We start from the raw sequence: 14,247 nt of genomic DNA, 5'->3' as shown, positions 1-14,247 counted from the left end.
AGGCATCAAATCCATACTGTTCCAGTCGCCATGGCTTATCCGAACACAGGTCCTTCAGGTTTTCAGCAGTCACGCTGGTATTTGCCCGACACCGTGTCCTCACCCGCCGACTTGAGGACCTGCCCATGGCCGACCATTTCCAGCTCAACCTGGGCTCACTGCGTAGCACCATCACCCTGACCTTGCACACCCATCACGCCGCTCGGCTGTGGCAGGGCCGCCTGGCCCGCGAGGGCAGCCATCCGATCATGAGCATGGCGGCCTACATCAACATCACCAACATCCTCAAGCAAGCAGCAGCGCAGGACGACCCTTTCGCTGACTGGTTCATGCTGATGCTCGAGGACAAGGTGCTGCGCGCCAAGGCGCAGATGGGCCAGTTGATGGAGCAGGTCAGCCATCTGGAAAAACTCCTGCCCTCGCAGATCGACGTGGGTGACAACCTCAACATCCACCCCGTGACCCTGCCGCTGTTCATCGCCAGCCAGCTGGGATTTCTGGCGGTGTACCTGCTCACCGACTACGACACACTGGTCAGGCGCGTGCTGCTGGCCCATCACACGGCGCTTATCGGCCGGCCGGACATGGAGGGATGGATCGACCAGGGCGCCCACCAGGTACGCAGCTTGTTTGGTATCGCCCATCGATGCCGCGTGTCTGGGGTGACCCGCAGCGATGTAGCCGCCGACAATGCTCGCTTTCGGGAAGCGGTCGATAAGTACGGTCGCCCGCCTCAGGACGTGCTCAACGGCGAGCGGCGCTCGCAATTCGCGCCGCCCATTATTGCGGTGGCGGAGTCGATGGCGAGTACGCCGGCCAGTACAAGTGATGACGTTCCGGCGGACGACGAGACGGCCGCTGCGGATAAGCCGTCATGACCCCACAGGACTTCCCCGCCGATCTGACCCTCGCACCCACTGCCTATCGGGACATCGAACACGCTGCCTCCCTAAAAGGCCTTTTAAAGCCTTTTAAGGGTAAGGGGGAGATGGTCCAGTTGACGAACGTCACGAGGGAGCTTGAACAGCGTGTGGCGCAGCTCATGGGCACCCAGGTGGCGATCATGGCGCTGCCGCCCTTGTCGTTGCTGGGCATTCGCCTGGTGCTGCAGAACACCGGCGCCGGCACCACCTTTCTGCGCTGGCGCACTCAGGACTTTTCCCGCATGGGCGCCCAGGTCTGGGAGCGGCTGATGCGCAATCCGCGCCTGCACCCAGACCTGCGCACTGCCCTGTTCCAGCTCGAATGCAACCGCATCGCGCTGAACCTGCAGATGAGCGTGCTGCATTCCCTGCAGCGCCAGGCGCTCGACTGCAGCCACAAGATGGCCAACGCCGAGAGCGTGCTGCGCCAATCCCCATCCGGAACGGAGACATCATCATGAGCACTTTTTTTGTCGGCGAAGGCAACATCGGCAGCGCGCCGGACTTTCAGGAATTCACTTCGGGCAATGATGAGCCGCGGCGTCTGCTGCGCCTGAACGTATACTTCGACAACCCGGTACCGCGTGAGGGCGGCTACGAAGACCGAGGTGGATACTGGGCCCCGGTGGAACTGTGGCACCGGGATGCCGAGCATTGGAGCACGTTGTTTCAAAAAGGCATGCGCGTGCTGGTCGAGGGGCGCACGGTGCGCGATGAATGGGAGGACAGCGAGGACAACGCACGGGTGACCTTCAAGGTCGAGGCGCGGCGCATCGGTATCCTGCCCCATCGGCTGGCCAGCGTGAGCATGCGTGAGAAGCCCTCCGACGCCGCACCGTCGGGCCCGGCCGACAAAGCGAGCACCGGCAATAGCCGCAAAGGCGGTCGAGCCAAGAGCTGACCAGTGGACCTTACTGGAATGAGCGCCTCACTGCGCGGCGCTCATCCAAACCCCACGCCATCGACGCGCGTCACTTCAATGCCGTGTCGAACCCGCACTGTATTGCAACAACATCGCCTCCAGTGCCGTCTCCAGCACGTCCGGATCCTCAGCGACTTTCGCCAGCGCCTGCCCCAGTTCCCGAAACGCCTGCCGGTGCGTAGGGCATTGTTCCAACCACTGCGCCAAGGCGCTGAGCTTGTCCTTGTCTTCGGGTGATCGATGAATCTCCAGAAAGCGTCGAAGCGCCTGCAACCGCACCTGGCCTTTCAGCCCATCGTCCGCTGTATCCACGTAAGTTTCCTTGTACGTCAATACGCGCCTCGCGCGCGCAGCGACCGCCACTGATTCTTGCCCATTTTCAGCATTCCACACACTCAATTGAACAAATACAACCCATATCGCCCAGAGTCAACCCGATGGGTTGTTCATCTTGCGAGGTCTTTGTTCGACCATTCAGGTTGAATGGGAGACCCGCACAGTTGCCGAAAATCATCGCCGCCGCCGATAAGCAGATTGGCCAAATGATCGCCAAGCGTCGCCGCGCCCTGGGTCTGACTCAGGACCAGTTGGCCGAACGCCTGTCGATGGGTCGTGAGGCCTATTCCCGGCTCGAACTGGGCAAGACGTCGCTGTCGGTCCCCAAGCTGATCCAGCTGTCGGGCGCGCTGGATTGCGGGTTGGCCGAGTTGGTGACCGACTTCAGCCCACGCCCCAGTGACCAAGGTCATAAGATCGGCCTGCTGCTAGCGCCCCTGTCCGATGCCGATCGCCAGTTCATCCTGTCTTCGACCGAGCACCTGATTGCCCACCTGAAGCAGCGTTAGTCTGCCGCCACCGTCCAATTGGACCCCGCATCTTCAGTTTTAAGCTGGCTCTCTTCCCCCTGAGCGTCACCCTGCTTCAGTCATCCGACTGGAGCGAAGACATGCAATTGTTCATCTGCGAAAAGCCCTCCCAGGCGCGCGACATCGCTCGCGTGCTGCAGGCCGGCCGCCGTGCCGAAGGCTGCCTGGTGGGGGAGCGGGTCACCGTCACCTGGTGTGTCGGGCACCTCCTGGAGACTGCGCCACCTGAAACCTACGGCAGCCACCTCAAACGCTGGGCCCTGGAAGACCTGCCGATCCTGCCCCAGCAGTGGAAGGTGCTGCCAAAGCCCAAGGTCGCTTCCCAACTCAAGGTCATTCGCGGCTTGCTGAGCCGGTGCGACGAGGTGGTCATCGCCACCGACGCCGATCGCGAAGGCGAGATGATCGCGCGCGAAATCCTGGAACTGGAAGGCTACCGCGGGCCGGTGCAGCGCCTGTGGTTGTCGGCGCTCAACGATGCCTCGATCCGACAGGCGCTTGCGGCGCTCAAGCCCGGTGCGGAAACCTTGCCGTTGTATCACTCGGCCTTGGCCCGTTCGCGGGCCGACTGGCTGGTGGGCATCAACCTCAGTCGATTGTTCACCCTGCTTGGGCGCCGCGCGGGTTATGACGGAGTTCTGCCGGTGGGGCGCGTGCAGACGCCGACACTGAAGCTGGTGGTATCCCGCGATCGGGCCATCGCGAGCTTCGTGGCGCAGCCGTACTGGACGCTGGATATTCGCCTTGCTGCGGGGGCCGCAGATTTTCAGGCTCGCTGGCAACCGCCCCCTACGGTCTGCGATGACCAAGGCCGTTGTACCCGCCAAAGTGTCGCACGGCAGGTGCTGAAGGGGGTGCTCGAGGCCGCACAGGTGCACATCGACAGTGTCGAAACCGAGCGGGTACGGGAGTCCGCCCCGCTACCGTTCGACCTGGGCACGCTGCAGGAAATCTGCTCGGCCCGGCTCGGCCTGGGTGCTCAGGAAACACTGGAATGCGCCCAGGCCTTGTACGAGACCCACAAGGTCACCAGCTATCCTCGAAGCGACTGCGGCTACCTGCCTGAGAGCATGATCGACGACGCGCCAGCCGTGCTCGAGGCGCTCACTCAAGCCGATCCGGCGCTTCGGGATCGGCTTCAGGACCTGAACCTGTCCGTGCGCTCGCGCGCCTGGAACACTGCCAAGATCTCCGCCCACCACGGCATCATCCCGACGGCCGTGGCGTTCCGGATCGACAGCCTGCCCCCGCGTGAACGTGCGGTGTACGCGTTGATCCGGGCCCGGTACCTGGCGCAGTTCTGCGCGCTGCACGAGTACCTGAAGACCGAAGCGTTGTTCATCGGGGCCGGTGAAACCTTCAAGGCCGCGGGCAAGCAGATTCTGGTACCTGGCTGGAAGCCCTGGATCAACGAAGCCGACCCCACCGGCCAGGCCGAAGCCTCGCAGGCGCTACCCGCGTTGCACGTAGGCCATGCCGTGACCGTGTGCTCGGCCAAAGTCGATGCCCGCACCACACAACCACCCAAGCCCTACACCGAAGGCACGCTGATCCGGGCCATGAAATCCATCGCCAATCAGATCGAGGATCCGCGCCTGCGCCAACGCCTCAAGGACAGCATCGGTATCGGTACCGAAGCCACCCGGGCCTCGATCCTACAGGGGCTGATCGACCATGGTTACCTGGTGAAAAAGAAGCGCAGCCTGTCGGCCTCGGCGGCCGGCCACACGCTCATCGAGGCCGTGCCGCCCGAGGTGGCTGATCCGGTGATGACGGCATTGTGGGAACAGGCGCTGGAGCATATCGAAACCGGCCGGCTGACCGTGGACGCCTTTCTCTTCAAGCAGGGCGAATGGCTCAACCAACTCATCAAGCACCACGCGACACTCAAGCTCAATGTGCCGGCGGCGCGCGGACCGGGCTGTCCGATCTGCAAGACGGTGATGCGCAAACGCACCGGGCGGACCGGCACCTTCTGGTCGTGCTCGCGTTATCCCGACTGCAAGGGCACCAAGCCCTTGGCCAAGCCCAAGACGTCGAAGCCCAAATCCACGGGACCGTGACCCTCACCGTGCACTTGACGGGTCTGGTCGGGGCTGTTGTAGTGAGGACGCCCTTCGCCATTGGCGAGCCAAGACCGATTCGCTCCGGGCAGTTCGGTCGGACTCCATGAGTTCGGAGCCGCTTTTTCCTGCAACCTGGTTGCCCTTCACTGCCCTGCAAGTCGTTGCAGCGAATGACCCGTGCCGCTTTTCACCAGGCCGCAGGGGTCATTCGCTTCGGCGATGACGATCAGCTCCGGTGCCCGCCGGCGAAACACTGGGCGCCTTTTGTGCGCGGATGCGTGCCAGAAAATTCCGACCCAGGCCACGACAAGGGTCGGTTGGTCAGGTCCTGCCAACGTGTGCTTGTCACGAGGAGCGACGTTGTCGCGATTGGCCAAGGGTGGTCCCTTTTTATCCCCAGCCCGATGACCGTCGGGCTATTTTTCGCCCGCGACGTTTCCACTGTGTGCCACTCGAATCTGGGCTAACAGCCTCTGTTCGATTGGCTGTTGACGTCCCATTGATCGCGTTTTATAGATGGGCTGCACTTGCTGTCGATGACAGCGCCCAGGCAGCTCGAACCTTCAAGGCTGCGCCATTTCGATGGTGGTTCTCCCAAGTGCGATTCGCGTTCGGCAGCTCGCACGGTCATCGATTCGTCGGTGATGAGCGCTGATTGTTTTCTCAGCCCTTCTGGGCCTACTTGTCATCCCCCTGCGGAATTCACCTCCCGCCGGGACGGTGGGTTTCCGCGTTTCTTGCAAACAGGAGATTCACCATGACTCAGTCCACTGCCCCAAACCAAACCCAAGCTACCAGCTACTTCAACCTGCACACCCAAGGCATCGGCTATCTAAACCGCGTGCGTGAAGTCACGGTTCGTCGTGGTCAGCCGTTCATGGCCTGTGATATCGCCGCTCTGCACGGCGCCAGCGATGACGTGGAATACACCCGCTTCGACTGCAAGGTCGCCGGTGGCGAAGCCGAAAGGCTGATCCGCCAATACATGGCCGACCTCCAGGCCGAACGCAAAGTCCTCTTGGGCTTTCGTATCGGTGATCTGTGGATCGACGCTTTCATCTACGAAAAAGGCGAACGTCAGGGTCAACCCGGCGCCAGTCTCAAAGGCCGCTTGATCTTCATCGAGTGGATCAAGGTCGACGGTACCCTGGTGTACAAGGCCCCGGCCCGCACACCCGTTGCCGCCGATGCTGAGCAACCCACCGCTGATGCAGATCACGCACTCCATCAGGACGAATCGCAGGCACGGCAAACCGCCTGATCCGTCCGCTATCCCGCAACAGGCGCTCACCCGAGCGCCTTTTCTTCTACCGCAGGAGGCTCCCATGGAATCCTTCTGGCTCTGCCAAACCTGCCTGTTTGCCGTCGCCTATGACGACTTCAGCGCGCTGTCTTTGTATTACACCGATGAGGAACTCGCGCAGCGCATGGCCGCAATCCATGAGGGTGTTCGAGAACTGATGCCCTTGAGCGCCGATTTCGACTCGGAGACCGGCCTAGGCATCGACGACTTTTCCACGTCACCCTGTGATGCGTGTCACTGCTCACTCCCCGGCGCCCGCCACCGTTTCACCCGATTGTGATTACTGAAATCCAAAGCTCTTTCACCCAACCCATCAGGGGCCATCACGCCCTTGGGGTGTGCCCCTTTGCTACTGGAGGATCACACCATGCACGCTCCCCTCACCTTGATCGACGGTACCGATGTCTTCCGCCGCGGTGCAGAAGACCAGATGATTGCCGAAGCGCTTGACCTACTGGATCGGCGTTACTTCACCCGTGGTGAATGCCTGTTCAGTCCGACTGCGGTGGCCAACTACCTGAAGCTGCAACTGGCCGGGCATCACCAGGAGGTCTTCGCCATGGTCTGTCTAGACGCACGCCACCGGACCCTGAGTTTTGAAAAAGTGTTCTTCGGCAGCATCGACAGTGCCAGCGTGTACCCGCGAGAGATCGTGATTCGCGCCTTGGCCTGCAATGCCGCCGCGGTCATTTTTGCCCACAACCATCCTTCAGGGTGCGCCGAACCTAGCCAGGCAGATCGCAACCTCACCGCACAGCTCAAGAACGTCCTGGCCTTGGTGGAAGTTCGCGTTCTGGATCACTTCGTGGTGGGTGAGGGAAAACCCGTGTCGCTCGCTGAGATGGGTTGGCTCTGACTTCAATCGCAAACGCTTCACCCTGCCGGGGAAAATCTCTTCCCCGCTGGGGAGGCGGTAACTCCGGTTTCACTCAACCGAAACAGGAGAATCACCATGGAACTGTCCATCAATGATCTGGCGGGTCTCTAGTTTGTGGAAAACCTGTACGCACCCGACACCCTGCTGCGACGCGACGTGTTCGAGCGTCAATTCGTGGTGATGGGTCACGGCGAGATGATCTTTTCCAAAAGCAGCTTTTGCTCCCAGGCCTTTCAGGAACGAGCGCTGGTGGTGCTGGGCTACTGCGGTCAGATCACCGAGGACATGGGCGACTGTTCACGATTGCCTGTTTAGCGAGACCTCTGGGCTGCGTGCTTTAGAGCAGGCGTGCGCGGTAGATTTCAGAATCCACCAGGTCAACATTGTCGACCTGCACCAGCGCACCGTGCTGTCGGGCGTTGTCCGTGAAGCAAGCATCGAGTGGCTGTCGCCCTGTGTGACTCGAACCGAACGGATGTACGCCAGACTGACCGCTCAGGATCTGTTGAATCGGGCACAAGTGCATACCCACGACGGTCTGCACGATGCCGCGCAGCAACTTCGCACCGAGGCCGAAGAGTGGCAAGGCCGGATGATCGCCGAACACTGGATACCTCACGCGCTGCAAGCCCTCTCGCACTGACCCAAACCCGACCGGGGAGTAACTCCCCATCGGGCGGACTCTCCCGGTTTTTCGATCAACTTGGAGAGACAGCATGAACCTTCATGTACAGCACTTCGATGGCGTCGCTTTCGTTCACAACCCCTATCTCGCTGGTACAGCTCTGCGCCAGGACATCTTCGAACGTCAGTTCCGGGTGCTCGCCCACGGCCAGGCAGAACTCGCCGATGATGATGGCTTTGCTCACACCTTCTGGATGCCGCTGACAATCGAGCTCGCACAGTGCGGCTTGCTCGAGCAGTGCCTGCTCAAGGCCCTGCATTATCTGGTCTCGGGCAACGCTGGCTTCATCGGCGATGCAGTGCTGGACTTTCGGCCGGAGCGCATCTCGATTCAAGATCGCGATGGTCGAACCGTAATGTCCGGCGTCGTCAGGCAATCCACGCTGACCTGGTTGCCACCCTACCGCACCGGTGACGAGTTGCTCTTAGCCGAAGGGCAAATAAGGCGCCTGCTGGCAGAAGCCATCGACGAAGATCGTTGGGACAACCACAGCACCGCAAACAACCTGCGGCGTCAGGCAGACCATCTCCAGGCCCGCATCATCCCCACTCGCTGGCTACCGCACGTGCTGAAGCTGCTGAACATCTGACTATCAACTCACATCCCTTGGGGGCCTTTTCCCCCTTGGGGCTGGGTCCTCCTCACCTTGTGGAGAACCCGAGCATGAACACCACACCTGAAAACCCTTTCGCCCGTGGCTACCTGGCCATGGTCAGCGAACGCGTGTTGGTGATCATCTACGACGACAAGCAGCCGCCCTGCTACCGCACACTGCACCCGTCACAGCTTCATCTGAGCGATGAGCACATCGAGCACCTTGCCTGCCGTTTCAACGACGACATGGTATGGGTCGGTACTGATCCAAAGCCAGACCCTGATCTGGAAGCGCAATGCATGTCCGAAGGCACCGTCGCGGCAGTGATCTACCAGGTAACGGCTGACCATTTCGGTAGCGCTGTGCACCTTGGGGATTTCCCCACCGAGGCTGCTGCGCAATCGGCGATCCTGCAGATGGCGTTTGAGACCGGCCACTACAGCCGCAGTTGGGAAATCAGCAGTGCCCACGTGCCTCAGCCGGACCTATGGACTTTTTGCTTTCCGGCCAGCAGCGGGCGATCGATGGGCTACTTCGAGTGCTTCAGCCTGCCGGGCAGTACCGCGGTCGGGTTCAAGCTCTACTCGACTCCGTGGTCGGCAAATCCTTCTCGACGTTCGTTCGATACCAACAGTAGCGATGTCGAAGCGCGCCTGCGCAGCGAAGGTGTGCCCGAGGCGCTGATCAGAATTCTGATGCTGGCAGGTGAGGCCGATGTGCGTTTTTTGTTCCTTGATCCTGACGCTGCAGCAGTGCCTGGATTACCTATTTTTCCTGATGATTGAACCAAAGGCGCCCATGATACGGGCGCTTTTTTTCTGCGTGGCGCACCCGCAACCACTTGAGGCTAACGCATCCTGTAGTTCAGAAAAGTGGCCAGGTTGAATTCGGGTTTCTGGTAAGTGCAGTGTCATCCTGACTGCCATGGTTAGCCCTCGCAAATGCCGGGAGTTCATCATGAACCTGAATCTTCCCATCAGTCTCGCGTTGGCCATTGCACTGACGGGGTGTACCTCCGCCCGCACTGACGCTACACCTGTGCCCAAGACGGCAGCGCCTGGCGTATCCAGCGCGATCAATCCCAGGCTCAAGCCGAAGTCAGCTCCGGAAATCGCCCAAGGGCGCTACGGCCTGGTGAGCACCCAGCCAACCGTGGAACAACGTGATCCATTGCTTCAGATCATCGACGTCCATATCACGCCGACGCTCAACGCCACGGTCGCCGATGCCTTGCACTTCGTCCTGCAACGATCCGGGTACTCCCTGTGCGCCGCTACCCTTAGGGTCCAGACGCTGTTCAGTCGTCCACTGCCGTCGGTCCATTACCAACTCGGCCCCATCTCGCTGATGGACGCCTTGGACGTATTGGGGGGCGAGGCCTGGCAATTACAGACGGATCCGGTGCTGCGCACCGTGTGTTTTACCCAGCGGCAGGTCGTTACCAACGACCCAGCGCTACCAGCCGAGGGCCAGCCATGAAATCGACTTCCTTTCAGGCGCTGGTTGTCGGCGCCTTGTGCCTGTGCACGTCGGGACTCGCGGCGGTGGCCGTTAATCAGCATCGGCAGCTACAAGCGTTGCAGGCCAAACCGCAAAACGAAATGACGGTCTCCGAGTACCAACGCCAATGGCGTGAGCTGAACGACAAGCAAGGCTTGGCTGATACCGCCATCGCGCAACTGCGTAGCACGTTATCCAAGCTGGCCTCGACACAAACCGAGCACGGTGAACAGACGGTGCAACTGGCCAGCGACATCGAATCCCTTAGGGTCGCCAAGCAAGCACCAACTGCCAATCTTGACCTGCAGCCTTTGGAGCTACGGCTCTCGCTCATCGAGGAGCAACTGGCTCAAGTCCGTCTGCAAGCGGCGCCTCAGCCGAAGGCGAGACCCGCCAGCGTTTCAAGCAGGTCGCCGGCCGTCCCATGCCCACAACCGCCAACGCCCCCCTTCTCGATCATGGGCAGCGAACGTCGCGGACCCGAACGATTCCTGTCTCTCCTGCCACTAGGCGACCGAATGCTTAGCTCGGTACGCCTGATTCAAACTGGCGAGACCTTTGGCGGATGGCGACTGGACAACTTGAACACGAGCACTGCCGTGTTCTCGATCACCGGCCAGGCTCAAACCCTGCCAATTCCATAGAGAGGTGCCATGAAAACCTTCGTGTCGTTATCCGCCTGGTCGATGGGCTGTTTCTGCCACCTGGCCCTGGCCACCCCTGACATCTCGACCACAGACCACACTGCACCTGAGCGGCAAGCATTGCGGGCTTCAGCCCAGCACTCCCAGGAGATATGGGGGCTCACCGAACAGGAATGGGCCAAATTCGAATCCCTGCAAGCGGGTCCGCGCCGCTACTGGAGCCCGCAACTCGATCCTCTGACCACCCTCGGCGTCGAGGCCGAGACGGACCAGGAACGCCAGCGTTATGCTGAGCTGCAGGTTCGCCTTGAGGCCAAGCGTGCCGAACGCGAGCTAGCCTATCAGAAGGCCTACACGCAGGCGTGGGCCAAGCTGTACCCCGATTTGATGCCAATCCAGGGCATGGCGACCACTGCCAGTACCGCCTCGCAAACCGCAGCACGCAGCGCGCTCTTCGTCAAAGACGATTGCGACAGCTGCATGAGCGCGGCGAAGCGCCTGCAGGACCAGGGTACGGCGTTTGATCTGTATCTGGTAGGTAGCGACGGCGATGACGATTCGGTCCGTCGCTGGGCCAAGGCAGCTAGGATTGGCCCAGCCAATGTTCAACGTCGGCAGATCACCCTCAATCATGACCGCGGTCGCTGGTTCAGCCTCGGTGCCTATGGCTCGCTCCCCGCCCGCTTCGAACAGGTCGATGGCCAATGGCAGCGCATCGAATAGCCTGGCTGGCCGTGCTGCTGCCGGTGCGGCTGGTGCTTGCTGAGAGCATCCCGCCGCCGGCTTACCAACTCGCCGCAGCGCGCTCCGGCGTCCCGGCGACCGTGCTGTTCGCGGTGGCGCTGCAGGAGAGCGGGACGCTGCTTCGCGGTCAGCGCATCCCCTGGCCCTGGACACTGAACATTGCCGGTCAGGGGCAACGCTATCCTACGCGTGATGCAGCCTGCCAAGGGATACACAAGGCTGCGAGGCAACACGATCTCAAACGTATTGATGTCGGCCTGGGGCAAACCAACCTGGGCCATAACGGCGCACGCTATTCATCCCCATGTGCCGCCCTGGATCCGCAGCAAAACCTCATCGTGACCGCCACGCTACTGCGCGAACACTACGAGCTGACCGGCGATTGGGTCCTAGCGGCCGGCCGCTACCACCGTCCAGCGGGTGGTGCGATCGCCGCGCGCTACCGCGCCCAGTTTCAACAGCAGTTGCAGCAGTTACAGGCCTCGACTTCTTCCACCTTGGAATCCTCACCATGATTGGACATGACCTCAATCGCCTTTTGCGGTCTCTGGGTATCGCTGCGCTGTGCGCTGCACCCGCGGGGGCGCAGGACAACACCGGAAAGCTCAACCTGGTATCGCCGTCGATCATCCATACCGACCTGCCCCTGCCTTCGGGACTGCATTGGATCCTGCCGGTACGCAGCCCCAAGCTAAGCCCAGGCAATGTTGAAGCGAGAACGCTGCATATGCCGGGCCTTAAACCTTTCTTCCTGGTCGGGGAGGATGCGACCTCACTGGAGTGGCTGAGCAGCAATGCCACCCGCCTAATAGAGCTTGGCGCCGCCGGACTCGTGGTCGACGTGACCGATGCCGGGTCGCTGCGACGCATCCAGTCGTTGGTACCCGAGCTGACCGTCATGCCGGTGAGTGGCGATGATATTGCGGAGCGATTACAGCTCTCCCATTACCCGGTACTGATCACCGCCACTGCCCTGGAACAGTAAGGTACCCGTCATGGTCGATCACGTGATGGAGTCGTTGCTGCGCCCCGCCGTCGAGCTGTACACCGTGGCGGTCTGCGGAGGGGCCGCTGCACTGTGCCTGCACTCCCCTTGGGCTGTCGCTCTCTCCCCGGAGATCGGCGCCGGGATGGCTATGGCCTACACAGCCTTCGGGCTCAAGCGGCTTAATGAGGCACGCATGGTGCTGCGCTACCGGCGCAATATCCGGCGCCTGCCCCGCTACGAGCTGACCAGCCGCCAGATACCGGTGAGCCGTAAACGGCTGTTCATGGGCAGAGGCTTTCGCTGGACCCGCCTGCACACGCAGCGCCTGGTTGAAGCCCAGGATCCGGATGTCGCCCGTTACGTGAACCAATCGTTGCCCCATCGGATCGCCAGGCACCTCGAAAAGCGCCTGGAATCGGCGCCCTACCCGCTCACCCTGCTGGGCCGCGCCACTGCCTGGGACAGCGCCTTCAACCCCATCAGGCCGCTGCCGCCGGTGGGCGGCTCGCCGCTGCTGCATGGGGTCGAACCCAACGAAACCGAAGTCAGCCTACCGCTGGGTGAACGCGTGGGACACACCCTGGTCCTGGGCACTACCCGGGTCGGCAAGACGCGATTAGCAGAGGTGTACATCACCCAGGATATCCACCGGAAAGCGCCCGAAGTGGTGATCGTGTTCGATCCCAAGGGCGATGCCGATCTGCTCAAGCGTATGTACGTCGAGTCGCGCAGGGCCGGTCGTGAAAAGGAATTCTATGTCTTTCACCTGGGCTGGCCTGACATCTCTGCGCGCTACAACGCAGTGGGTCGTTTCGGCCGCATCTCTGAAGTGGCCACCCGCATTGCCGGGCAACTGAGCGGCGAAGGCAACTCCGCAGCGTTTCGCGAGTTTGCCTGGCGCTTCGTCAACATCATCGCCCGCGCGCTGGTCGAGCTAGGTCGCCGGCCTGACTATCTGCAGATCCAGCGACACGTGGTGAACATCGACGCCTTGTTCATCGAATACGCCCAGCAGTTCTTTGCCCGGCATGATGCCAGCGCCTGGGAAGCCATCGTGCAGATCGAGGGCAAGCTCAACGAGAAGAACATCCCGCGGCACATGGTCGGGCGCGAAAAGCGTGTGGTAGCGATCGAGCAATACCTGGCCGCCAAGCGCATCTTTGATCCGGTCATGGATGGTCTGCGCTCGGCGGTACGCTATGACCGCACCTACTTCGACAAGATCGTGGCTTCCCTACTGCCATTGCTGGAAAAGCTCACCAGCGGCAAGACCGCGCAGTTGCTAGCCCCCAACTACACCGACCTCGAGGATCCGCGGCCGATCTTCGATTGGATGCAGATCATCCGCAAACGCGGCATTGTTTACGTCGGCCTGGATGCCCTCACCGACGCAGAAGTGGCCGCGGCAGTCGGCAACTCCATGTTCGCGGACCTGGTGTCGGTCGCGGGTCATATCTACAAACATGGCGTTGACCATGGCCTGCCGGGCGCCGATGCCTCCGGGCAAAAACTCCCGATCAATCTGCACGCCGATGAGTTCAACGAGCTGATGGGCGATGAGTTCATTCCGCTGATCAACAAGGGCGCTGGCGCCGGTATCCAGGTGACAGCCTATACCCAGACCTTGAGCGATATCGAAGCCAGGATCGGCAATCGCGCCAAGGCCGGTCAGGTCATCGGCAACTTCAACACGCTGCAAATGCTTCGTGTGCGCGAGACCGCGACCGCCGAGCTGCTCACGCACCAACTGCCCCGGGTCAATGTGCAGACACGCACCCTGGTCTCGGGCGCCACTGATACCGCGGATCCCGATGCCCATACCGACTTCACCTCGTCCTCCCAGGATCGCGTCAGCACCACTGCCGTGCCGCTGATCGATCCCGCGCACATCGTCAGTCTGCCCAAGGGCCAAATGTTTTCCTTCCAGGAAGGCGGACAGCTCTGGAAGGTGCGGATGCCCCTGCCTAAACCGGCGGATGACGATGCCATGCCCAAGGACCTGCAGGAACTTGCCACCCGCATGCGTGCGGCGTACAACGCCCACGCGAACAAGTGGTGGACCGCCAGCGGCGGTGGTCCGACCGTGGACTATGACCCAGAGCAACCCCCGCCTGGAAGCCGCCGTGGATAGCGG

General features: G+C 61.5%; 19 protein-coding genes. 18 read left to right on the top strand and 1 reads right to left on the bottom strand.

The window, feature by feature from the left end; translation table 11 throughout:
* Window positions 1-125: 125 nt before the first annotated feature.
* From LCH65_RS10330 to LCH65_RS10320, 3 genes are read left to right on the top strand one after another with little or no spacing between them, the layout of a single operon-like run.
* Window positions 126-878 carry a PFL_4669 family integrating conjugative element protein gene (locus tag LCH65_RS10330; protein WP_226439374.1) on the top strand — a complete coding sequence of 251 codons (753 nt, stop codon included), beginning with the start codon at window positions 126-128 and terminating at the stop codon, window positions 876-878.
* Window positions 875-1,384, top strand: a complete 510-nt coding sequence (locus LCH65_RS10325; RefSeq protein ID WP_226439373.1) for a DUF3158 family protein — start codon at window positions 875-877, stop codon at window positions 1,382-1,384. The genes LCH65_RS10330 and LCH65_RS10325 overlap by 4 nt, the downstream gene beginning before the upstream one ends.
* Window positions 1,381-1,824, top strand: a complete 444-nt coding sequence (locus LCH65_RS10320) for a single-stranded DNA-binding protein (protein WP_226439372.1) — start codon at window positions 1,381-1,383, stop codon at window positions 1,822-1,824. The genes LCH65_RS10325 and LCH65_RS10320 overlap by 4 nt, the downstream gene beginning before the upstream one ends.
* 75 nt (window positions 1,825-1,899) lie before the next feature.
* Here LCH65_RS10320 and LCH65_RS10315 read toward each other — a convergent pair whose 3' ends face one another.
* Window positions 1,900-2,157 carry a DUF4880 domain-containing protein gene (locus LCH65_RS10315; protein ID WP_226439371.1) on the bottom strand — a complete coding sequence of 86 codons (258 nt, stop codon included), beginning with the start codon at window positions 2,155-2,157 and terminating at the stop codon, window positions 1,900-1,902.
* Window positions 2,158-2,387: 230 nt separating this feature from the next.
* On the opposite strand from LCH65_RS10315, the gene LCH65_RS10310 reads away from it, so the two are divergent.
* The 15 genes from LCH65_RS10310 to traD all read left to right on the top strand — a co-directional run bounded on the left by LCH65_RS10310 (window position 2,388) and on the right by traD (window position 14,244).
* Window positions 2,388-2,690 carry a helix-turn-helix transcriptional regulator gene (locus tag LCH65_RS10310; RefSeq protein ID WP_226439370.1) on the top strand — a complete coding sequence of 101 codons (303 nt, stop codon included), beginning with the start codon at window positions 2,388-2,390 and terminating at the stop codon, window positions 2,688-2,690.
* 101 nt (window positions 2,691-2,791) lie between these two features.
* On the top strand, window positions 2,792-4,774 hold the full coding sequence (locus tag LCH65_RS10305) for a DNA topoisomerase III (protein WP_226439369.1): 1,983 nt from the start codon (window positions 2,792-2,794) through the stop codon (window positions 4,772-4,774).
* Between the two features lie 760 nt (window positions 4,775-5,534).
* Window positions 5,535-6,038: an STY4534 family ICE replication protein gene (locus tag LCH65_RS10300; RefSeq protein ID WP_226439368.1), complete on the top strand. Its 504-nt coding sequence runs from the start codon at window positions 5,535-5,537 to the stop codon at window positions 6,036-6,038.
* Window positions 6,039-6,102: 64 nt separating this feature from the next.
* A complete protein-coding gene (locus LCH65_RS10295; RefSeq protein ID WP_226439367.1) occupies window positions 6,103-6,360 on the top strand; it encodes a hypothetical protein in 258 nt (85 codons plus the stop codon).
* Between the two features lie 87 nt (window positions 6,361-6,447).
* Entirely contained in the window at window positions 6,448-6,936 is a 489-nt protein-coding gene (gene radC, locus LCH65_RS10290; RefSeq protein ID WP_226439366.1) for a DNA repair protein RadC, read from the top strand.
* Between the two features lie 135 nt (window positions 6,937-7,071).
* Window positions 7,072-7,272, top strand: a complete 201-nt coding sequence (locus tag LCH65_RS10285; RefSeq protein WP_226439365.1) for a hypothetical protein — start codon at window positions 7,072-7,074, stop codon at window positions 7,270-7,272.
* A 160-nt stretch (window positions 7,273-7,432) separates the two neighbouring features.
* Window positions 7,433-7,600: a hypothetical protein gene (locus LCH65_RS10280; RefSeq protein ID WP_226439364.1), complete on the top strand. Its 168-nt coding sequence runs from the start codon at window positions 7,433-7,435 to the stop codon at window positions 7,598-7,600.
* A gap of 73 nt (window positions 7,601-7,673) precedes the next feature.
* On the top strand, window positions 7,674-8,231 hold the full coding sequence (locus LCH65_RS10275; RefSeq protein ID WP_226439363.1) for a hypothetical protein: 558 nt from the start codon (window positions 7,674-7,676) through the stop codon (window positions 8,229-8,231).
* Window positions 8,232-8,305: 74 nt separating this feature from the next.
* Window positions 8,306-9,022: a hypothetical protein gene (locus LCH65_RS10270; RefSeq protein ID WP_226439362.1), complete on the top strand. Its 717-nt coding sequence runs from the start codon at window positions 8,306-8,308 to the stop codon at window positions 9,020-9,022.
* Between the two features lie 172 nt (window positions 9,023-9,194).
* On the top strand, window positions 9,195-9,716 hold the full coding sequence (locus LCH65_RS10265) for a PilL N-terminal domain-containing protein (RefSeq protein WP_226439361.1): 522 nt from the start codon (window positions 9,195-9,197) through the stop codon (window positions 9,714-9,716).
* Window positions 9,713-10,381, top strand: coding sequence for a hypothetical protein (locus tag LCH65_RS10260; protein WP_226439360.1), 669 nt, complete (start codon window positions 9,713-9,715; stop codon window positions 10,379-10,381). Before LCH65_RS10265 ends, LCH65_RS10260 begins: the two co-directional genes overlap by 4 nt.
* Before the next feature lie 9 nt (window positions 10,382-10,390).
* A complete protein-coding gene (locus LCH65_RS10255; protein ID WP_226439359.1) occupies window positions 10,391-11,104 on the top strand; it encodes a TIGR03759 family integrating conjugative element protein in 714 nt (237 codons plus the stop codon).
* A complete protein-coding gene (locus LCH65_RS10250) occupies window positions 11,086-11,640 on the top strand; it encodes a transglycosylase SLT domain-containing protein (protein ID WP_226439358.1) in 555 nt (184 codons plus the stop codon). The genes LCH65_RS10255 and LCH65_RS10250 overlap by 19 nt, the downstream gene beginning before the upstream one ends.
* Complete coding sequence (locus LCH65_RS10245) at window positions 11,637-12,110, top strand: integrating conjugative element protein (protein WP_226439357.1); 474 nt, start codon at window positions 11,637-11,639, stop codon at window positions 12,108-12,110. Before LCH65_RS10250 ends, LCH65_RS10245 begins: the two co-directional genes overlap by 4 nt.
* 10 nt (window positions 12,111-12,120) lie before the next feature.
* The gene (gene traD / locus LCH65_RS10240; protein WP_226439356.1) at window positions 12,121-14,244 is read left to right on the top strand and encodes a type IV conjugative transfer system coupling protein TraD; all 2,124 of its coding nucleotides are present in this window, start codon (window positions 12,121-12,123) and stop codon (window positions 14,242-14,244) included.
* Window positions 14,245-14,247: the final 3 nt, after the last annotated feature.

The organism is Pseudomonas sp. MWU16-30316 (genome assembly GCF_020515645.1).
GTDB lineage: Bacteria > Pseudomonadota > Gammaproteobacteria > Pseudomonadales > Pseudomonadaceae > Aquipseudomonas > Aquipseudomonas cerasi.
Note: the sequence above shows the minus strand (reverse complement) of the source record. Positions and strands in the feature narration are given on the sequence as shown.